Below are 18,696 nucleotides of genomic sequence, written 5' to 3' on the forward strand. Positions count from 1 at the left end.
CGCCCCGCGCCGGATCGTTACATGGTCTTGCCGGCCTCGAAGGCCGCGCGCTGCTCGTCGCGTTCCGCGTCGGGCGCCGACACCAGGCCGTATTCGGCCAGCGGGCTGTCGGGGCCGACCATCTCGTCGGCGAGGAAGAAGTTCACATACTCCTTCAGGCCGGGCACGACATCGAGGTGCGCCTTCTTCACGTAGAAGAACAGCGGCCGCGACACAGGATATTCGCCCTTCGCGATGGTCTCGACGGAGGGGGCCACGCCCTCGACGGTGGCGACCTTCAGCTTGTCGGCATTGTTCTCGTAGAAGGCGAGGCCGAACACGCCGACGCCGGTCTTGTTGGAGTCGATGCGGGCGAGCGTCTCGGTGTAGTCGCCGTCGATGTCCACGGCCTTGCCGTCCTTGCGCACCGCGATGCAGGCGGCAGCGGCGGCCTTGTCGTCGGCGCCGGCGGCCTTGATGGCGTCGAGCGCGCCCGAAGCCTTGCAGCCCTCGGTCATCAGCTTCTCTTCGAAGACTTCGCGGGTGCCGTGCTTCTCGCCGGGAATGTAGGCGGCGATATCCCAGTCGGGCAGCGCCGGGTTCACTTCGTTCCACATGGCGACCTTGTTGTCGACCAGCTTGCCGTCGACGACGACCTGCGCGGCCAGCGCCTTGTAGATGTCCTGCGCGGTCAGGGCCCAGTCGGGACCGTTGATGTCGGTGGCGAAGACGATGCCGTCATAGCCGATGCGCACTTCCTGGATCTCGGTCACGCCGGCATCGGCGCAGGCCTTGACTTCCGATTCCTTGATCGGGCGCGAGGAATTGGCGATGTCGATGGTGTTTTCACCGACGCCCTTGCAGAATTCCTTGAGGCCGCCGGAGGAGCCGCCCGATTCCACGACCGGCGTCTTGAAGTCGGAGAAGGCTTCCGAGAAGTTCTCGGCAACGATCTTGGCGTAGGGAAGAACGGTCGACGAACCGGCGATCTGGATCTGGTCGCGCGCCGAGGCGAAGCCGGCCGTGGCGGCCAGCGCGAGCGCCGCAACCGACGCGGTGAGAACGTATCTTTTCATGTGGCCTGCTCCTGTTCGCAAGGTCTCTGGCAGCGCTTCCTTAGCGCCCGGTCTGGCCAATAGACCCCGTTTATTACAGTCGCATGACAGTTTGGTGTCAGTCCGATTAAGCTTTGCGAAGACCGCCGGCGCCGGCCTTTCGACCGGAGCGGCAGGCCCTGGGCTGAAGCATCGGAAGAGAAAGTGGAATCCGGTTTTTTGGCAAAACCATAACCGCCGCCGCGGCGCTTTGCTGCCGCCCTAGCCGCGCCCGGTTTCCTGCTGCGCCTGTCCGGCACCCGGCGCGCGGCCGAGCCAGCGTTCCAGCTTGGCCATCAGAGCCCGGGGACTGACCGGCTTCGGCAGATAGTCGTCCATGCCGCATTCGAGGCACCGCTCCCGGTCGCCCTTGAGCGCATGGGCGGTGACCCCGACGATCGGCACATGCGGACCGTCGACGCCCCCGATCTGGCGGATGCGCCTGGTCGCCTCGTAGCCGTTCATCAGCGGCATGGAGACATCCATGAGGATCATGCGCGGCCGCAGGTTCTGGAACGCCCCGACCGCAAGCTGGCCGTTGGCGACGATCTCGAAACTGTAGCCGCTCTCGGACAGGATCTGCGTGAAGACGAGCTGGTTCACCTCGTTGTCCTCGGCCACCAGGATATCGAGGCCCCCGTCCCGCACCGGCCTTTCCTCCACAACGGGCGATGGCCGCACGGGCCCCGTATTCGCTGCATCGGGCGCCTCCTCGGGCTCCTGCGCCTCCGCATGGGAGGCGCTGCCCCGATGGCGCTGGATCGCATCGACCACCGTCTCCAGCAGCGCCGACGAACGCACCGGCTTGGTCAGATGGGCATGGATGCCGAGATCGCGGCACTGGGGGTCGGACACCGAATGATCGACCGAAGTGAGCAACACGATCGGTGTGTCGGCAAGCGCCGGCGTGCCCCGTATGGCGCGCGCCACGTCGGGGCCGTTCATGCCGGGCATCTGGTAGTCGAGCACGACGCACTCCACACCGATGCCGCGCGCGGCCGCCGCTTCCAGGACCTTCAGGCCTTCCATGCCGTTGGCCGCAGCACAGGAATCGAACGCCCAGGCCTGCATCTGCTCCGACAGGATGGCGCGGTTGACCGCATTGTCGTCGACAATGAGGATGCGCGCGCCGGTCACGTCCACCGGCGGGGCGCGTCTGGTCCCGGCGCCGGCCTTGTCGAGCGTGATCTCGAACCAGAAGGTCGATCCTTTGCCCTCCACGCTTTCCACGCCGATCTCGCCGCCCATCAGGGCCACCAGCCGCGAGGAGATGGCAAGGCCGAGCCCGGTGCCCTCGTGCCGGCGCGTCGACGAGCCGTCGACCTGGCTGAACTTGTCGAAGACCAGCGCAAGCTTGTCGGCCGGAATGCCGATGCCCGTATCGGTCACCGCAAAATGCAGCCTCGTGCGGCCGTCCGCATCCTGTCCGGACACATCGACCAGCACATGGCCGCTGTCGGTGAACTTGACGGCGTTGCCGAGGAGATTGAGCAGCACCTGGCGGATGCGCCCCGCATCCCCGACGAACTGGTCCCCCAGGTCGGGCTCGACGCGGATCACCAGTTCCACGTCCTTTTCCCGCGCATGGGCCGTGACCAGGGCCATGGCGTCCTCGATCACCTCGTTCAACGGGAACGGCGCCGGGTCGAGCACCATCTGCCCGGCATCGATCTTCGAAAAATCGAGGATGTCGTTGATGATGTTCAGGAGGGCATGGCCGGACTTGACGATGATGTCGGCGAAGGTCCGCTGCTTCTGGTCGAGATCGGTCTTCGACAGGAGTTCGGCCATGCCGAGCACGCCGTTCATCGGCGTGCGGATCTCATGGCTCATATTGGCCAGGAATTCCGACTTGGCGCGGTCGGCCAGCTCGGCCCGGCGGCGCGCCTCCTCCAGTTCCGCTTCCCGCAGCTTCAGCTCGGTGATGTCGGTGGTCGAGCCGATCAGATAGAGCGACCCGTCGGAGGCGGTCATGGCGCTCTTGCGCGCGAACTGGTGGCGGACCGTCCCGTCGGCCGCAACCACCACCTCCTCGCTTTCCTGCGTCTGGCCGGTGCGCAGCACGGCCAGGTCGCTGTCGGTCATCTCCTGGCCGTCCACGCCGAACAGTTCCATGTCGGTCTTGCCGACCGCCTCTTCGGCGGCAATGCCGGTCAGTTCGATCCAGCCGCGATTGACGTAGAATTGCCTGAGGTCGGCATGCTTGGCGTAGATCGACACCGGCACGTTGTCGATCAGGCTGCGGAACAATTCGTTCTCGCGCATGCTTTCGCGCAGCGCCCTTTCGCGGTCCTTCAGCGCCGTGACGTCATAGTAGGAGATCAGACGCCGCCCGCCCGAAAGCGCCACGACGGAATAGATCAGCGTGCAGCCGTCGGCGCGCCGGAATTCGCGCGGCGCCACCTCGCCACCCCGGATTTCGGCCAGACGGCGCGCGACATAGTCCTCCCAGACATGCGCCTCCACGCCATAGACGCCGGTGTGGCGATCGGCTTCCATAAGGTCGCGGAACGGGCAGCCGGCCCCGATCGCGTCGGGCGACACGTTCCACAGCCTCCAGAACGCCCGGTTGACGAGCTCGACATTGAGCTTTTCGTCGACGATGACGATGGCCATGTCGAGCATGTCCACCGTCCGTTCGAGGTCGATGCGCAACTGGTGGCTGCGCGCCTCGGCACTGAGCGCATCGGCCTTGTGGCCTTCCAGTTCCGTCACATCGACGCAGGTGGCGATCAGCATGCCGGTATCGGTGCTGATCGACCGTTGCAGAATGATGCGGCCGCTTGAAAAGCGGATCAACAGCGGCTCGCCCGACGCGTTGCGCCGGGCGGCGAGCACCTTTTCGCGCCAGCTCCCCCGGTCGAGCCCGTCCGTGTCCCACAGCCCACGCTGCAGGCCGGCATCAAGGATTTCGCCATATGTGATGCCCGGTCGGATGACGTCGGCAAGCCCGCAATAGATCTGGAGCAGCGCATCGTTATGGAGCACGAGAACATCGTTCTCGTCATAAAGGCACAGCGCGTCGCTGATCGCGTTGAGCGCCGCCATGGCCTGCCGGGCCTCCCGCACCACGGCCGAGGGCGCCGGCAGCAGGTCGCGTGCCTGTGCGACGATGGCGGTGATGTTGCGCGCCCGGCCGCGATAACCGGCAAAGCTGCCGTCGGCATTGAACTGCGGGTCGCCGCTGGTCGAAATCCACCGACAACGCGCCGAGCCGTCCTTCAGCTCGTAGACGAAATCGCGAAACGGCCGGCGCTCCTGCAGGTCGCTCAGATGCGCCATCGCTGTCCGGCTGCCGTGGCGCAGTTGCTCCATGAAGTCGAAGCGGAACCGGCCGATCACCGTGTCCGGCGCGATGCCGGTGGCGGCATGGTAGTTGTCCGAGAGCCAGGAAAAGCGCAGCTCGGCATCGGTTGCCCACTGCCAGCCTTCTTCGGAGCTTGCCTGCTCGATCGGCTCGTGCGCCTTGCCCATCTGATCCCCGCCGGGCACCCCGCATGCGCGCCATCGGGATGCTGGTGACAAGGCTTAACCGTCTGCTAATCATATGGCAAGCAGGCCTGTCGCGACCCGGCTTCCGTGGCAGGATAGGACCTGCATTGCCAACGACTGCCACCCACGTTATCGGAATCAGGCCATGTTCAAGCTCGCGCGCCTTTCGCCTGTCGTCGTTTCCGGGCTTCTCCTCACGGGTGCCGGCTGCGCGCGCACGGATGACGGCACGGTGGTGATTCCAAGGCAGATCGACGCCCGCCGCATCTGGGACAAGGGCTCCTCGGGCACGCAGACGCCACCGGTGCACAGCGGCTCCGACGTCTTCCCGGTCGTCGCGCCCCGCTATCAGCCGGCAGCGCCGGCAAGGCGGACCGCTCCGCCAAGCGCCAATGCGGCACCCGTAACCGAACCTGCGGGAACGACGGTCTCCTGCGGCCCGGCCCAGGATACCGGCGGGCGCGTGCGGATGGTGTGCCAGTAGCCGAGCCCGAATCGGAAAGGCCGCCCGGCAGGGGCGGCCTTCCGCTTCCGATTGACGACGGCCTTGGTCCGGTGCGCGCTGGTCTAGCGCGCCGCCACCTGCAGGATCCGGCACAGTTGGGCCAACTGGGCATCGTAGGCGCCCGGATTCCCGAGGATGTCGACGCATCTCTTGCGCAGCATCCGCACCTCGCCCGCCGACATCCCGGCCACCACGCCGGACACGCCGGGATTCACGCCCGGGGTTCCCGGAGTGCCCGGATTTCCTGGAGTTCCAGGTGTCCCGGGGGTTCCCGGCGTGCCCGGCCTGGTGCCCGGCCCGGTTCCCACACCGATGCCGACACCGGCGGAGATACCGTTGCCGACACCGACGCCCACGCCGGCTCCGATACCGCCCTTGCCGCCGACATTGGCACCCAGTCCGGCATTGACGCCGCCCTTGCCGCCGATCGAGGCACCCAGTCCGGCCGAAACAGCGCTCTTGCCACCGACATTGGCGCCAAGCCCCGCATTCACCCCGTTCTTGCCGCCAACCGAAGTGCCGACACCCACGCCGAGCCCTTTGCTGGCGCCTACCCCGACACCGGCATTGACGCCTTTGGACCCGCCTACCGACACGCCCACGCCGAGGCCGCCGTTTCGCCCGTCGACGCTGACGCCCAACCCTCTGCCGCCGATATCCAGCGCCTGCGCGGGCAAGGCCAGCGCCACGGCAAAAACGGATGCACAAGCCAGCTTCGCCAGCATTCCTGTCGATCTCGATATGGACATGAACTTCCTCCTTGCATCATGCCAGCATGGCTGCCGACAGCCCGGAAGCCTTTGCTGCAGGGAGGATTGTTCGCCTCATTTATCAACGAAGCGGTAATATTGATGAATCAATTTTAACGTTTGAGGTCGGCCCGCGGACAACTATGGAGCACGTGCCCGATGTCAGGATTTCCGCACGGAGGCATAGGCGACGACCATCAGCGCGCCGATGACCGAGATGTGCTCTATCATAAGAAGGAACTCGATCGTCTTGAACGGCTCTTCCATCGCCCAGAAGTTATGGGCAATCGGAATGGTCGCCACGGTGAAGACGGCAAGTGCCCCGGCGCCCAGCCAGGTCCACCGGTTGAAGATGATGAGCAGCGATCCGCCGATCTGGACGATGATGGTGGCGAGATTGAACAGCCAGCCGGGCTCGAGTCCGAAATGCACCATCTCGCCGGCGCCGGCGTTGAAATCGATCAGCTTGGAAAGGCCGCTCGACCAGAACATGAAGGTCAGCACGATGCGGGCGAGATAGCCGAACCAGCCGGCATTCAGGATTGCATTGATGATCTGCGGCATCGAAGTCCCCCGTTGCCCATCGAGGTCCGCATAAGATCATCGCGCCACGCAGCCGGCAAGTGCCCTTTCAGCGCAGGGTGAAGTCCCAGAAAAGGCAGGCGAGCGTCAGGGCGGCAAAGCCGGCGAAGGCGAGGCTGCGCAACAAAACGTTGCGGCGCAGCGCGTTCAGCGCCAGATGGCAGCCGACGATTGCCATCGCGAACAGGAAGCGCCAGTCCCACAGGACGCGCACTATGCTTGACTGGCCGAACGCCCAGCGCGCCAGCACGCAGCCGACGATCGCCGCGAACAATGCGATCGCCGTCCACATCAGCGCGTCAGCGGCATTGACCAGCACCATGCTCGCCGCCTTCAGCGGCAGGATCATCATCAGCATGGCGCTGAAGAAATAGAGCGCAGCCAGCGGCACGAAGTTCTGGGGCGAGGCGATGCCTTCGAGCCGGCGCACGCCGACCATCCCGAACGGATAGTCATGGCGCGCGACGGCAAGGCTGAGCACCATCAGCAGGCCGCCCAGAACGGCGATCAGGACAAAGGAAGTGACGGCCTTGCTCATGACGTACCCGTGCAAACGAATCTGTGGCGGCTGGCAGCGTAGCAAACCTGCCTATGCCAAGGCACGCCTTGACAGGCGGAAACAGACAGCATTTGCGGGAAAAAAGATTGGTACGCCCAAGGGGAATCGAACCCCTGTTTGCGCCGTGAGAGGGCGCCGTCCTGACCGCTAGACGATGGGCGCAGCCGAGGTCCGCGATATAGGCTGCCGGATTGGAAAAAGCAACAGGGACAATCCCTTTTCCTCACAATGCTTCGGAAGAAGTCGAATGAGGCGCGGATAATTGCGGCAAGCGCCAGCCGGGCCGCCTATTTTCCGGAATCGCCGTTGCGGATCGCGGTCGATGAAAGCGTCGAGCGCGGGCCGTGGATGAAGGTCCATGCCGGCGCCTTCATGCGCGCCAGAAGCGGCGCGTCCGCCTCGTCGACCCGCGCATAGTCGAAGGTCTTGGCGACGATCGACGACAGGAAGGAGAGCGTCGCGCCGGGCCGGTCGATGACCGCGACGGGAAAGGTCAGCATGATCTCGCGCCAGCGCTCCCAGCGGTGGAAATCGCGCAGGCTGTCGGCGCCCATAATCCAGACGAAATCGACGCCCGGGTTGCGGGCCCGCACCAGCGCCAGCGTATCGGCCGTGTAGCGCACGTGATGCGCCGCCTCGAAGGCGGTGACCTTGATGCGCGGGTCGGGCGTGATGGCTTGCGAGCGGCGGAGGCGTTCGGAAAGCGGCGCCAGTTCCCGCGTGCTCTTCAGCGGATTGCCGGGCGTCACCATCCACCAGAGCTGGTCGAGCGCCAGCCGGCGCAGCGCGATGTCGGCCACCAGCACATGGCCGGCATGCGGCGGATTGAAGGAACCGCCGAACAAGCCGATCTGCATGCCCTTCTCGACATGCGGCATGCGCAGATAGGCGGCCTGCACCGGCTGTTCGGGCATGGGTTCCCCGCCTCCTCCTGGTCGCCGGGCCTAAGGCCGTGCCGGAACGGTCAAGACCGCACCTGCCCCGATCCGCGCACCCGGTATTTGAAGGAGGTGAGTTGCTCGACCCCTACAGGCCCGCGCGCATGCATCTTGCCGGTGGCGATGCCGATCTCGGCCCCCATGCCGAACTCGCCGCCGTCTGCGAACTGGGTCGAGGCATTGTGCAGGAGGATCGCCGAATCGATCTCGTTGAAGAATTTTTCGACCGCCGCCGCGTCCTCGGCCACGATGGCCTCGGTGTGGTGCGAGGAATAGGTCTCGATGTGCCCGATGGCGCCGGCAACACCGTCCACCAGCTTCGCCGAAATGATGGCGTCGAGATATTCCGTGCGCCAGTCCTGCTCCGTGGCCGGTTCGGCATCGGGGAATGCGGCCCGCACCTCGTCGTCGGCGCGGATCGTGCAACCGGCGTCGCGCAGGGCTTCCAGCACCGGGACCAGATGGGTGGATGCGACCGCCCGGTCGACCAGCAGCGTCTCGGCCGCACCGCAAATGCCGGTGCGGCGCATCTTGGCGTTCACCGCCAGCTTCACCGCCATGTCGAGATTGGCCGACCTGTCGACATAGAGGTGGCAGATGCCCTCCAGATGCGCGAACACCGGCACGCGCGCCTCGCTCTGCACGCGCTCGACCAGGCTGCGGCCGCCGCGCGGGATGATGACGTCGATACTGCCGCCGAGCCCCTTCAGCATTTCGCCGACGGCGGCGCGGTCGCTGACCGGCACGAGCTGGATGGCGTCCTGCGGCAGGCCGGCGGCCTTCAGGCCTTCGACCAGGCAGGCGTGAATAGCGCCGGACGAATTCAGCGAATCGGAGCCGCCGCGCAGGATCACCGCATTGCCCGCCTTGAGGCAGAGCGCGCCGGCATCGGCTGTCACGTTCGGCCGGCTTTCATAGATGACGCCGACGACGCCGAGCGGCGTGCGCACGCGCTCGATGTGGAGCCCGTTCGGACGGTCCCATTCGGCGATCACATCGCCCACCGGGTCGCGCAGCTCGGCAATCGCCCTGATGCCGTCGGCAATGGCGCGGATGCGCTGCGCGTTGAGCTTCAGCCGGTCGAGCATGGCCGATGACAGGCCGGCTTCCTCGCCATTGGCCATGTCGAGGGCGTTGGCATCGAGGATTTCCTGCTCGCGCCGGGTGATGGCCTCGGCCATGGCGACCAGCGCCGCATGCTTGCGCTCGGCCGTGGCGATGGCCAGCGGTCGGGCGGCGGCCCGCGCCTTACGGCCGAGCTCGGCCATCAGCGCCACGGTGTCCTGACGGGAACCTTCATTCATGTTCAGCATGTCCCGAACTCCGACCAGAGCTAGATTTCAAATCCGTTGCCGTTCACGACGAGGTCGTCGCGATGGATCATCGCCGAGCGCGCCTCGTAACCGAGCACGGCCTCGATTTCCGTCGTCTTCAGCCCCGCAATCCTTACGGCATCGGCCGCATCATAGGCAACCAGACCGCGTGCGATCTCGCGGCTGTCGGGCGCCAGGATCGCCACCGTGTCGCCGCGCGCGAAATTGCCGGACACCTGCCGCACGCCGGCCGGCAGCAGCGACTTGCCGGACAACAGCGCCTTCACCGCGCCGTCGTCCACCGTCAGCCGCCCGGCCGGCTCGAGCTGGCCGGCGATCCAGGTCTTGTAGCCCTTGACCGGATGCGCGCTCGGCCTGAACAGCGTGGCGCGCTCGCCGCGCTCGATCGCCATCAGCGGCGACTGGCGCGTGCCGGCGGTGATGATCATCGCCGTGCCCGCTCCGGTCGCGATCTTGCCGGCATCGAGCTTGGTGCGCATGCCGCCGCGCGACAGTTCGGAGGCGGCCGCGCCGGCCATCGCCTCGATATCGGGCGTGATGCGCTCGACCACCGGGATGAACTCGGCATCCGGGTCCAGCGCCGGCGGGGCGGTGTAGAGCCCGTCGATGTCCGACAGCAGCACCAAGAGGTCGGCCCCCATCATGGTGGCGACGCGCGCCGCCAGACGGTCGTTGTCGCCATAGCGGATTTCGGAAGTGGCGACGGTGTCGTTCTCGTTGATGACCGGCACCGCCTTCATCTTGAGCAGCGTCGAAATGGTGGCGCGGGCATTGAGATAGCGCCGCCGCTCCTCGGTGTCGCCGAGCGTCAGCAGGATCTGGCCCGATGTCAGCCCGTGCCTGCCCAGCGCTTCGGCCCATGCACCCGCCAGCGCGATCTGGCCGACGGCGGCGGCCGCCTGGCTTTCCTCCAGCTTCAGCGCCCGGCGCCCAAGGCCGAGCATGGTGCGGCCGAGCGCGATGGCCCCCGACGACACGACGAGGATTTCAGCGCCGTTGGCCGCCAGCGCGCCGATGTCGTCGGCCAGCGAGGCCAGCCAGCCGCGCTTCAACCCCGTATTGCGGTCGACCAGCAGGGCCGAGCCGATCTTGACCGTGATGCGGCGATAATCCTTCAGCGAAAGAGCGGTCATGCAATCAGGCTTTCCAGCGGTCGTCGATGTCGTTGCCGCTGGGCGCGGCCTCCGCCCGCGTCTCTTCCACCACGGCCATCAGGGCGCGCAGCACCGCCTCGACGCCCTCGCCGGTCACCGCCGAAAGCAGCAGCGGCGTCGTGCCGGCGGCGCGTTTCAACGCCGCGAGCTTCTTCTTGCGCTCGTCCGCGTCGAGCGTATCGACCTGACTGAGCGCAACGACCTCCGGCTTGTCGGCGAGCCCATGGCCATAGGCTTCCAGTTCGCCCCGCACCGTCTTGTAGACCTTGCCCGGATGTTCCTCCTGCGCCGAAACCAGATGCAGCAGGACCCGGGTGCGCTCGACATGGCCGAGGAAACGGTCGCCGATGCCGACGCCTTCATGCGCGCCCTCGATCAGTCCCGGAATGTCGGCGATGACGAATTCGCGCGCATCGACGCGCGCCACGCCGAGGCCCGGATAGAGCGTCGTGAACGGATAGTCGGCGATCTTCGGCTTCGCCGCCGTCACCGTGGCGAGGAAGGTGGACTTGCCGGCATTGGGCAGCCCCACCAGCCCGGCATCGGCGATCAGCTTCAGCCGCAGCCAGACGCTCTTTTCCACCCCCGGCAGGCCGGGATTGGCACGGCGCGGCGCCTGGTTTGTGGAGGTCTTGAAGTGCTGGTTGCCGAAGCCGCCATTGCCGCCCTTGGCCAGCAGGAAGCGCTGGCCGGGTTCTGTCAGGTCGCAGATCAGCGTTTCGTTGTCTTCCTCGAAAATCTGCGTGCCGGCCGGCACTTTCAGCACCACGTCCGAACCCTTTGCGCCGGTGCGGTTGCGGCCCATGCCGTGCACGCCGGTCTGCGCCTTGAAATGCTGCTGGTAGCGGTAGTCGATCAGCGTGTTGAGCCCGTCGACGGCCTCGGCCCAGACATCGCCGCCGCGACCGCCGTCGCCGCCGTCCGGCCCGCCGAACTCGATGAATTTTTCGCGGCGGAACGACACCGCGCCGGCACCGCCGTCGCCGGAGCGAATGTGAACCTTGGCCTGATCGAGGAATTTCATCGGACTGTGCCGCTTTCGCTGCTATTGCGTTTCATGAAAGTGCCCTTCACTAGCCTAAGGTGCGGCGAAGTGCGAGGCCGATTCCTGCAGGTGGCAAGGGGGAATTGAATGAAGCTGGTGACCTACAACGTGCAGTTCGGCGTCGGACGCGACGGCAAGGTGGGGCTGGAGCGCATCGCAGAAAGCGTTGCCGGGGCCGACATCATCGCCCTGCAGGAGGTCACCCGCAACTATCCCACCAATGGCGGCATCGACATGGTGGCCGGGCTCACCGCGCTGTTGCCCGACCATCACCATGTCTATGGCGCGGCGATGGACATCGACTTCGGCGCGCTGGTGCCGAACCCGCCGAAACCGGCAATGCGGTTCCAGTTCGGCAACATGCTTCTGTCGCGCTGGCCGATCGTCTCCTGCCGCAACCTGTTCCTGCCGCGCAGCCGCACCTACGACAAGGCCAATCTGCAGCGCGCCGCCCTGGAAGGGCTGATCGTCACGCCGCTCGGCCCCTTGCGCATCTACAGCATCCATCTCGACCACGTCAGCGCCGAGGAGCGGATCATGCAGATCCGCCACCTGAAGGACCGCGCCTATGCCTATCCGATGGAAGGCGGCGCCATCACCGGCGCCGGCGAATACGGCTTTCCCGAACCGCCCTGCCCCGACGACTTCGTGCTCATGGGCGATTTCAACATGCGCCCGAACGAGCCCGAATATGCCGAGATGACCGGCGCGCCCGACACGCTGTTCGGCCGCCGCATCGTCGCCCATCACCCGGTCGATGCCTCGCGCCTTGCCGGTCCCGCCCCGGAGGGAAGCGTGAGCTGGACCGATCTTTCGGGCGCCGGCAAGCATTCGCGGCTCGACTACTGCTTCGTCACGGCGGGCCTTGCCGGCCGCGTCCGGGACTGCTGGATCGACAACGACGCCGACGGCTCCGACCACCAGCCGGTGTGGACGGTGATCGAATAGAGCATCGGACCGAAAAGTGGGATCCGCTTTTCGGAATAATCCGATGCTCATGCCAGGAGACAAGCCATCGGCGTCATGTCGATGTGACATCAACTGCGCGCCCAGGAGCGCAGGCTGGACCAGGTGCGCCGGTCGAGGCGGTAGCGCTCGATCGGCACCTTGCCGGCGACGAGCGAGTTCAGCATGCCCTGCCCCGCATACTGGAAGCCGCACTTGTGAATGACGCGCCGCGAGGCCGGATTGATGACCCGGCAGGAGGCGTGCAGCGCGTTGATGTCGGTCGCCCGGAAGGCGAGATCGACCAGCGCATGCGCCGCCTCGGTGGCATAGCCCTTCCCCCAGAAGGGCTCGCCGACCCAGTAGCCGAGTTCCAGCCCGCGCTCGTTGCGGGTCAGGCCGGCGCAGCCGACCAGCGCGCCGTTGTCGGCAAGCGTCAGCGCATAGACGGCGCCGCCCAGGCCGGTGAGCTTGCTGTTGGCGACGAAGGCGCGCGCTTCCGTCTCGCCATAGGGATGCGGCATGCGGCCGAGCATCTCGGCGACGCGGCGGTTGTCGGCCAGGGCGACAAGGTCCTCCACGTCCTCCTCATGCGGCGCGCGCAGCACCAGCCGCTCGGTGACCAGCACCGGGCAGTCTATTCTCAAATCGTAGTAATCTTCGAAGTCTTCCTTCTCGACGACCATGGCTCAGTCCCTCCAGGCAAAGAAAAAGGGGAGATGGCGACCCATCTCCCCTGATCCTTTTCTGGTCTGGCCAGACACCGGTTCCCGAGATGGGGCGCCGGTGTTGTAGTGCGGAAACCGGCTACTCCGCGGCCTTCGGCATCGGGTTTACCGACACGTAGGTTCGGCCGTTGGCTTTCTTCGCAAACGACACGGCACCTGCCTCAAGAGCGAAAAGGGTATGATCCTTGCCCATGCCGACATTGGTGCCGGGATGCCACTGGGTGCCGCGTTGACGAATAATGATGTTGCCGGGAATCACCGATTCCCCGCCGAACTTCTTCACGCCAAGGCGCTTCGACTCCGAGTCGCGCCCGTTGCGCGACGAACCGCCAGCTTTCTTGTGTGCCATCTTGATGCTCCTTTGCGCCGTTTCAGGCGCTTGCAATCCTTATGGACGCGCAGGGCGTCCGTTTCAAGTCCGATCCGGACGGAAAGTCCGTTACTTCTTCGCCAGTTCCTTGGCCTGTTCGCGCCAGTCCTTGATCTGGTCGGCGCTGAACGGCATGGCCCCGTCGATCTTCTCGACGTCGGCGTCGGACAGCTTGGCGATCTGGGCGAAGGTGGTGATGCCCTGCTCCTTGAGCTGCTCGGCAGCCACCGGGCCGATGCCCTTGATGGCGGTCAGGTCGTCCGGCTCGCCCTTGGGCGCCTTGAACAGCGGTGCGGCGGCCTTGTCTTCGGCCTTCGCCTCGGCCTTGGCAGCGGCCTTCTTCGACGGCTTGGCGCCACCGGTCAGGATCTCGGAGATCCGCACCGTGGTGAGAAGCTGGCGATGGCCGATCTTGCGGCGCGAATTCTGGCGGCGGCGCTTCTTGAACGCGATGACGGTGCGGGCCTTGCCCTGCTCCACGATCTCGGCGGCGACGGTGGCGCCTTCCACGAGCGGCGCGCCGATGACGACATTGTCGCCTTCGCCATGTGCCAGCACCTGGCCGATCTCGACGATGTCGCCGACCTCGCCCGAAACCTTCTCGATCTTCAGCACGTCGTTGGCGGCCACGCGATACTGCTTGCCGCCCGTTTTGATGACTGCGAACATTTTTTGCCTTTCGCTGTTCGGTCGGCCTTGTGACCCTGTAGTTCCGGCTCGTCCTTTCGGACGCTGCATGCCGGAACCGGCGGATCGGCCGTCTTTTTGTCAGTCTGCGGGTTCAATAAAACAAGCGGCGCGGGTCGAGCCCACGCCGATTGCGCGCCGTCCCTAGCCGATGGTCGAGATGAAGTCAAGGAAAACATCGGCTTGCCGCCGGCGTCGCTGTCGGCCCGGTCCCTTGTCGACCCGTCCCCCTTGTCGACCCGTCCCTTGTCGACCCGGCCATTGCCGATCCGGCGGCATCGCCCGCCGCGCCGGGAGCGCATTTCCCCTTCCCAGGCGCGCCTCTCTTTATATATGTCCCCAAAACGCGCCGCACCTGCGAGACTGCGCGTCCATCTCAGCCCTGCCCCTCTCGCCCGCCCGTTGCGGGACAAATCCGGGTATCGGCATGGAAGGAGGAGAAACCTTGGCGCCGAGGCTTTATTTGGCCTTGTATCGGAGCGCGACTGCCGTTATCTAGTGCGCCGCCGGCACCGGCCGACCACAGTTGCGGAGAAGTGGCAGAGTGGTTGAATGCACCGCACTCGAAATGCGGCATACTCGCAAGGGTATCGGGGGTTCGAATCCCTCCTTCTCCGCCATAAAATCCCGACATCCGAAGTTTTTGCGGCAACCCCTGCGCGATGGCACAATGTCTTTGTGCACTTCGATGCAAAGCCGACCCACATCCGCCGACCATATCATCAGGGCCGCGATTTCCTGCCGGCTCCGTCTCGCACCCAGCCAAGATGAAGATCGGCAGAGACGTTATCGCACAGGGACTTTGCCGCTGAGTTTGCGTTCAACGCAATTGCCGGCGATATCGAAATCGCCGTTCTTCGGACTGTTTGGGAAGGAAATGGTGCTGCCAGAGAGGATTGAACTCTCGACCTCTCCCTTACCAAGGGAGTGCTCTACCACTGAGCTACGGCAGCGACCGGATGCGGCGGACTTCTGCCACATCGTTTGGCCGAGTGCAAGGCCATAAACACCCTGTTGAAAGACGTTGTTTCGGACATGCCCTTGCCATATTCATGGGGCTGCATCCAGCCGTCGGGGACGCACGCATGAAGGACCGGAAAGGAACCGCCGCCAAGGGGGAAGACGCGCGCAAGGCGCGTCTGGCCGAGGCGCTGCGGACCAATCTCGCAAAGCGCAAGGCCCAGACCCGGGCGCGCCGTGCCGGCGACGCCGACCAGCGCCCGCAAGGCATCGAGGCCGCGCAAGCCAAGCCGGAGGGCTGACCCGGCACGACTTTCCGCGGGCGGGCGCCCGCGCATTTTCTTGAACGGCGGCCGCCTATGGGGTAGACGGACCGCTTCAACCGATTGAAGCCCGCCCACCGACCGAAGCACGGCGCGGCACATCCCAGACCGGCCATCGCCGGGGAGAGGCATGTTCATGGACCGCATCAGGATCGTCGGGGGCAACCGGCTCTCAGGCAACATTCCGATTTCCGGCGCCAAGAACGCCGCCCTGCCCCTGATGATCGCCTCGCTGCTGACGCGCGAGACGCTGACGCTGGAGAACGTGCCGCATCTGGCCGATGTCGAGCAGCTCATCCGCATCCTCGGCAATCACGGCGTCGACTATTCGGTCAACGGCCGCCGCCACAGCCAGACCGAAGGCTATTCGCGCACCGTCAACTTCACCGCCGCCAGCATCGTCGACACCACCGCCCCCTATGAGCTGGTGTCGAAGATGCGCGCCTCGTTCTGGGTCGTCGGCCCGCTGCTGGCCCGCATGGGCGAGGCCAGGGTCTCGCTGCCGGGCGGCTGCGCCATCGGCACCCGGCCGGTCGACCTGTTCATCGACGGCCTGCAGGCGCTCGGCGCCGACATCGACGTCGAGAGCGGCTACGTGCTGGCCAGGACGGCGAAGGGCCTGCGCGGCAACCGGTACCGCTTCCCCAAGGTCTCGGTCGGCGCCACCCATGTGCTGATGATGGCCGCCTCCCTCGCCCGCGGCGAGACCGTTCTGGAGAATGCCGCCCGCGAGCCGGAAGTCGTCAACCTCGCCGAATGCCTCAATGCCATGGGCGCGCGGATTTCCGGCGCCGGCACCGAAACCATCACCATCGAGGGCGTGGATGAGCTGCACGGCGCCAGCGTGCGCGTCATCCCCGACCGCATCGAGACCGGCACCTATGCCATGGCCGTGGCCATGACCGGCGGCGACGTGCTTCTGGAGGGCGCGCGCCCGGACCTGCTGGAAACCGCGCTCGACACCATCGCCCGCACCGGCGCCGAGATCACCACCACCAACAAAGGCATCCGCGTCTACCGCAACGGCGCCGGCATCGAGCCGGTGGACATTACCACCGAGCCCTTCCCCGGCTTCCCGACCGATCTGCAGGCGCAGTTCATGGGCCTGATGACCATGGCCAAGGGCCGCTCGCACATCACCGAGACGATCTTCGAGAACCGCTTCATGCATGTGCAGGAACTGGCCCGGCTCGGCGCCCACATCACCCTGTCCGGCCAGACCGCCATCGTCGACGGCGTGGCGAAGCTGAAAGGTGCGCCGGTCATGGCCACGGACCTGCGCGCCTCGGTGTCGCTGGTCATCGCCGGACTGGCCGCCGAGGGCGAAACCGTCGTCAACCGCGTCTACCATCTCGACCGCGGCTTCGAGCGGCTGGAGGAAAAGCTCTCCGGCTGCGGCGCGACCATAGAACGCATCACCGGCTGATGCGGGCTCCGGTCCGCATCGCGGTTGCACAGGCTCGCAAGACAGCCTAACACAAGGATCCACGACAACCCTTCGCAGGTGCGAAACCGGCATGGATCAACTCAAGCTGATCGCGCTCGACGAGCAGGACCTCAACGTCATTTCGGCGCATGTGCAGGACGCGGTGATGAAGGTGCGCGACCTGCAATATCTGCCGTCCGTCCGCCGCTTCGTCCTGCCGATGAACCGTTTCGCCTGGGAAAGGAAGCCCGGTTTCCTGCGCAGGAACAACGAGCGCCGGCAAAGCGTGCTGCATTTCGACCGGGTGCTCGGCGCCAAGGCCGCCGGCATCGCCCGCGACAAGCCCGAAGAGGTGCTGTCGCTGCTCGCCGTCTCCTTCGTGCCCACGAGCAAGCCGGCCGGCATCGTCGAGCTCGTCTTCGCCGGCGGCGGCGCCATCATGCTCGACGTCGAATGCGTGGAAGCCCGCCTCGCCGACACCGGCGGCGCCTGGCAGGCCTCGTCGCGCCCCGCCCACAGGATCTGACCCGCATGGCCCTTACGCTGAGACAATCGGACATGGATTTCGAGCGGCGTTTCGCCGCCTTCCTGTCCACCAAGCGCGAGGTGTCGGCGGATGTCGATGCCGTGGTGCGCGACATCATCGCCCGCGTGCGAGCCGAAGGCGATGCCGCCCTCCTCGATTATACGCTGCGCTTCGACCGCGCCGATCTGGCGACGCTGGGCATCGCCGTTTCCCGCGCCGATATCGAGGCGGCCTACGGCAAGGCCGACCCGAAGACCATCGAGGCGCTGAAGCTGGCGCGCGATCGCATCCGCTCGCATCACCAGCGCCAGATGCCGCAGGACGACCGCTACACCGACCCGCTCGGCGTCGAGCTCGGCTCGCGCTGGACGGCGGTCGAATCGGTCGGCCTCTATGTGCCGGGCGGCACCGCCAGCTATCCGAGTTCGGTGCTGATGAACGCCATGCCCGCCGTCGTGGCGGGGGTGGAGCGCATCGTCATGGTGGTGCCGGCGTCCGGTGGCACCATCAACCCGCTGGTCCTGGTGGCGGCCGATCTCGCCGGCATTACCGAAATCTACCGCATCGGCGGGGCGCAGGCCGTCGCGGCGCTGGCCCATGGCACAGAGACCGTCCGTCCGGTCGCCAAGATCGTCGGCCCCGGCAACGCCTATGTGGCGGCCGCCAAGCGGCAGGTGTTCGGCACCGTCGGCATCGACATGATCGCCGGCCCCTCGGAAGTGCTGGTGGTGGCCGACGCCTCCAACGACCCCGACTGGGTCGCGGCCGACCTGCTGGCGCAGGCCGAGCATGACGCGTCGGCCCAGTCGATCCTGATCACCGACGATGCCGGCTTCGGCAAGGCCGTCGAGGAGACGGTCGAGCGCCAGTTGCGCAGCCTTTCGCGGTCCGCGACCGCCGCGCAGAGCTGGCGCGATTTCGGCGCCGTCATCCTCGTCGAGGACTTCGAGGCGGCGATCCCGCTGATCGACCGCATCGCGGCCGAGCATCTGGAGCTGGCCCTCGACGACGCGGAAAGCCTGCTCGGACGGATTCGCAATGCCGGCGCCGTGTTCATCGGCCGCCATACGCCGGAGGTGATCGGCGACTATGTCGGCGGCTCGAACCATGTGCTGCCCACCGCGCGCTCGGCCCGTTTTTCCTCCGGCCTGTCGGTGCTCGACTTCGTCAAGCGCACCTCGATCCTCAAGCTCGGCGCGGAGCAGTTGCGCGCGCTGGGGCCTGCCGCCATCGCCCTGGCCACGGCGGAAGGCCTCGACGCGCATGCCCGCTCTGTCGCCATCCGATTGAACATGTAGCG

General features: G+C 66.2%; 18 protein-coding genes and 3 tRNA genes. 7 read left to right on the forward strand and 14 right to left on the reverse strand.

Features of this window, described 5'->3' with window-relative positions:
• Positions 1 to 17: 17 nt before the first annotated feature.
• Positions 18 to 1,055: a PstS family phosphate ABC transporter substrate-binding protein gene (locus tag ACVCNR_RS07385; RefSeq protein ID WP_447074217.1), complete on the reverse strand. Its 1,038-nt coding sequence runs from the start codon at positions 1,053 to 1,055 to the stop codon at positions 18 to 20.
• A 240-nt stretch (positions 1,056 to 1,295) separates the two neighbouring features.
• Entirely contained in the window at positions 1,296 to 4,547 is a 3,252-nt protein-coding gene (locus ACVCNR_RS07390; protein WP_447074218.1) for a response regulator, read from the reverse strand.
• A 163-nt stretch (positions 4,548 to 4,710) separates the two neighbouring features.
• On the opposite strand from ACVCNR_RS07390, the gene ACVCNR_RS07395 reads away from it, so the two are divergent.
• Positions 4,711 to 5,049, forward strand: a complete 339-nt coding sequence (locus tag ACVCNR_RS07395) for a hypothetical protein (RefSeq protein ID WP_354197190.1) — start codon at positions 4,711 to 4,713, stop codon at positions 5,047 to 5,049.
• Between the two features lie 83 nt (positions 5,050 to 5,132).
• On the opposite strand, the gene ACVCNR_RS07400 is transcribed toward ACVCNR_RS07395, so the two are convergent.
• From ACVCNR_RS07400 to obgE, 8 genes are all read right to left on the reverse strand, one after another.
• Positions 5,133 to 5,819 (reverse strand): hypothetical protein, encoded by a 687-nt coding sequence (locus ACVCNR_RS07400; protein WP_447074219.1) that lies wholly within the window; start codon positions 5,817 to 5,819, stop codon positions 5,133 to 5,135.
• Positions 5,820 to 5,981: 162 nt separating this feature from the next.
• A complete protein-coding gene (locus ACVCNR_RS07405) occupies positions 5,982 to 6,383 on the reverse strand; it encodes a DoxX family protein (protein ID WP_447074220.1) in 402 nt (133 codons plus the stop codon).
• Between the two features lie 67 nt (positions 6,384 to 6,450).
• Positions 6,451 to 6,939 carry a hypothetical protein gene (locus tag ACVCNR_RS07410; RefSeq protein WP_447074221.1) on the reverse strand — a complete coding sequence of 163 codons (489 nt, stop codon included), beginning with the start codon at positions 6,937 to 6,939 and terminating at the stop codon, positions 6,451 to 6,453.
• 108 nt (positions 6,940 to 7,047) lie between these two features.
• Positions 7,048 to 7,122: transfer RNA gene (locus ACVCNR_RS07415), tRNA-Glu, on the reverse strand.
• 125 nt (positions 7,123 to 7,247) lie between these two features.
• Positions 7,248 to 7,838, reverse strand: a complete 591-nt coding sequence (locus ACVCNR_RS07420) for a nicotinate-nucleotide adenylyltransferase (RefSeq protein ID WP_354197281.1) — start codon at positions 7,836 to 7,838, stop codon at positions 7,248 to 7,250.
• An 86-nt stretch (positions 7,839 to 7,924) separates the two neighbouring features.
• Positions 7,925 to 9,211, reverse strand: a complete 1,287-nt coding sequence (locus tag ACVCNR_RS07425) for a glutamate-5-semialdehyde dehydrogenase (RefSeq protein ID WP_447074222.1) — start codon at positions 9,209 to 9,211, stop codon at positions 7,925 to 7,927.
• Positions 9,212 to 9,231: 20 nt separating this feature from the next.
• Positions 9,232 to 10,365, reverse strand: a complete 1,134-nt coding sequence (gene proB / locus ACVCNR_RS07430; protein ID WP_447074223.1) for a glutamate 5-kinase — start codon at positions 10,363 to 10,365, stop codon at positions 9,232 to 9,234.
• A 4-nt stretch (positions 10,366 to 10,369) separates the two neighbouring features.
• The gene (obgE, locus tag ACVCNR_RS07435; RefSeq protein WP_447074224.1) at positions 10,370 to 11,410 is read right to left on the reverse strand and encodes a GTPase ObgE; all 1,041 of its coding nucleotides are present in this window, start codon (positions 11,408 to 11,410) and stop codon (positions 10,370 to 10,372) included.
• A 108-nt stretch (positions 11,411 to 11,518) separates the two neighbouring features.
• Here obgE and ACVCNR_RS07440 point away from each other — a divergent pair, with 108 nt between their 5' ends.
• A complete protein-coding gene (locus tag ACVCNR_RS07440; RefSeq protein WP_447074225.1) occupies positions 11,519 to 12,379 on the forward strand; it encodes an endonuclease/exonuclease/phosphatase family protein in 861 nt (286 codons plus the stop codon).
• Between the two features lie 89 nt (positions 12,380 to 12,468).
• Here ACVCNR_RS07440 and ACVCNR_RS07445 read toward each other — a convergent pair whose 3' ends face one another.
• The 3 genes from ACVCNR_RS07445 to rplU all read right to left on the reverse strand — a co-directional run bounded on the left by ACVCNR_RS07445 (position 12,469) and on the right by rplU (position 14,143).
• Positions 12,469 to 13,062 (reverse strand): GNAT family N-acetyltransferase, encoded by a 594-nt coding sequence (locus ACVCNR_RS07445; RefSeq protein ID WP_447074226.1) that lies wholly within the window; start codon positions 13,060 to 13,062, stop codon positions 12,469 to 12,471.
• Between the two features lie 121 nt (positions 13,063 to 13,183).
• Positions 13,184 to 13,453 carry a 50S ribosomal protein L27 gene (gene rpmA / locus ACVCNR_RS07450; protein WP_354197172.1) on the reverse strand — a complete coding sequence of 90 codons (270 nt, stop codon included), beginning with the start codon at positions 13,451 to 13,453 and terminating at the stop codon, positions 13,184 to 13,186.
• A 90-nt stretch (positions 13,454 to 13,543) separates the two neighbouring features.
• Positions 13,544 to 14,143, reverse strand: a complete 600-nt coding sequence (rplU, locus tag ACVCNR_RS07455; protein ID WP_447074227.1) for a 50S ribosomal protein L21 — start codon at positions 14,141 to 14,143, stop codon at positions 13,544 to 13,546.
• A gap of 548 nt (positions 14,144 to 14,691) precedes the next feature.
• Between rplU and ACVCNR_RS07460 the strand changes: the two genes are divergently transcribed.
• A tRNA-Ser gene (locus tag ACVCNR_RS07460) sits at positions 14,692 to 14,781 on the forward strand.
• Between the two features lie 258 nt (positions 14,782 to 15,039).
• Here the strand turns inward: ACVCNR_RS07460 and ACVCNR_RS07465 are convergent.
• Positions 15,040 to 15,114: transfer RNA gene (locus tag ACVCNR_RS07465), tRNA-Thr, on the reverse strand.
• Between the two features lie 132 nt (positions 15,115 to 15,246).
• On the opposite strand from ACVCNR_RS07465, the gene ACVCNR_RS07470 reads away from it, so the two are divergent.
• From ACVCNR_RS07470 to hisD, 4 genes are all read left to right on the forward strand, one after another.
• Positions 15,247 to 15,423, forward strand: a complete 177-nt coding sequence (locus ACVCNR_RS07470; protein WP_354197150.1) for a hypothetical protein — start codon at positions 15,247 to 15,249, stop codon at positions 15,421 to 15,423.
• A 157-nt stretch (positions 15,424 to 15,580) separates the two neighbouring features.
• Positions 15,581 to 16,870: a UDP-N-acetylglucosamine 1-carboxyvinyltransferase gene (gene murA, locus ACVCNR_RS07475; RefSeq protein WP_447074228.1), complete on the forward strand. Its 1,290-nt coding sequence runs from the start codon at positions 15,581 to 15,583 to the stop codon at positions 16,868 to 16,870.
• Between the two features lie 91 nt (positions 16,871 to 16,961).
• Entirely contained in the window at positions 16,962 to 17,396 is a 435-nt protein-coding gene (locus ACVCNR_RS07480) for a DUF2948 family protein (RefSeq protein ID WP_354197146.1), read from the forward strand.
• A gap of 5 nt (positions 17,397 to 17,401) precedes the next feature.
• Entirely contained in the window at positions 17,402 to 18,694 is a 1,293-nt protein-coding gene (gene hisD / locus ACVCNR_RS07485; RefSeq protein ID WP_447074229.1) for a histidinol dehydrogenase, read from the forward strand.
• Positions 18,695 to 18,696 lie beyond the last annotated feature (2 nt).

Source organism: Aquamicrobium terrae (assembly GCF_052978165.1).

Bases quoted from the DNA above. Each gene is read 5' to 3' on its own strand.
- ACVCNR_RS07405 (WP_447074220.1), bottom strand. From the start codon at position 6,383: ATGCCGCAGATCATCAATGCAATCCTGAATGCCGGCTGGTTCGGCTAT.
- ACVCNR_RS07440 (WP_447074225.1), top strand. From the start codon at position 11,519: ATGAAGCTGGTGACCTACAACGTGCAGTTCGGCGTCGGACGCGACGGC.
- ACVCNR_RS07395 (WP_354197190.1), top strand. From the start codon at position 4,711: ATGTTCAAGCTCGCGCGCCTTTCGCCTGTCGTCGTTTCCGGGCTTCTC.
- proB (WP_447074223.1), bottom strand. From the start codon at position 10,365: ATGACCGCTCTTTCGCTGAAGGATTATCGCCGCATCACGGTCAAGATC.
- ACVCNR_RS07445 (WP_447074226.1), bottom strand. From the start codon at position 13,062: ATGGTCGTCGAGAAGGAAGACTTCGAAGATTACTACGATTTGAGAATA.
- obgE (WP_447074224.1), bottom strand. From the start codon at position 11,410: ATGAAATTCCTCGATCAGGCCAAGGTTCACATTCGCTCCGGCGACGGC.
- ACVCNR_RS07470 (WP_354197150.1), top strand. From the start codon at position 15,247: ATGAAGGACCGGAAAGGAACCGCCGCCAAGGGGGAAGACGCGCGCAAG.
- rplU (WP_447074227.1), bottom strand. From the start codon at position 14,143: ATGTTCGCAGTCATCAAAACGGGCGGCAAGCAGTATCGCGTGGCCGCC.
- ACVCNR_RS07390 (WP_447074218.1), bottom strand. From the start codon at position 4,547: ATGGGCAAGGCGCACGAGCCGATCGAGCAGGCAAGCTCCGAAGAAGGC.
- murA (WP_447074228.1), top strand. From the start codon at position 15,581: ATGGACCGCATCAGGATCGTCGGGGGCAACCGGCTCTCAGGCAACATT.
- ACVCNR_RS07400 (WP_447074219.1), bottom strand. From the start codon at position 5,819: ATGTCCATATCGAGATCGACAGGAATGCTGGCGAAGCTGGCTTGTGCA.
- rpmA (WP_354197172.1), bottom strand. From the start codon at position 13,453: ATGGCACACAAGAAAGCTGGCGGTTCGTCGCGCAACGGGCGCGACTCG.
- hisD (WP_447074229.1), top strand. From the start codon at position 17,402: ATGGCCCTTACGCTGAGACAATCGGACATGGATTTCGAGCGGCGTTTC.
- ACVCNR_RS07420 (WP_354197281.1), bottom strand. From the start codon at position 7,838: ATGCCGCATGTCGAGAAGGGCATGCAGATCGGCTTGTTCGGCGGTTCC.
- ACVCNR_RS07425 (WP_447074222.1), bottom strand. From the start codon at position 9,211: ATGCTGAACATGAATGAAGGTTCCCGTCAGGACACCGTGGCGCTGATG.
- ACVCNR_RS07480 (WP_354197146.1), top strand. From the start codon at position 16,962: ATGGATCAACTCAAGCTGATCGCGCTCGACGAGCAGGACCTCAACGTC.
- ACVCNR_RS07385 (WP_447074217.1), bottom strand. From the start codon at position 1,055: ATGAAAAGATACGTTCTCACCGCGTCGGTTGCGGCGCTCGCGCTGGCC.
- ACVCNR_RS07410 (WP_447074221.1), bottom strand. From the start codon at position 6,939: ATGAGCAAGGCCGTCACTTCCTTTGTCCTGATCGCCGTTCTGGGCGGC.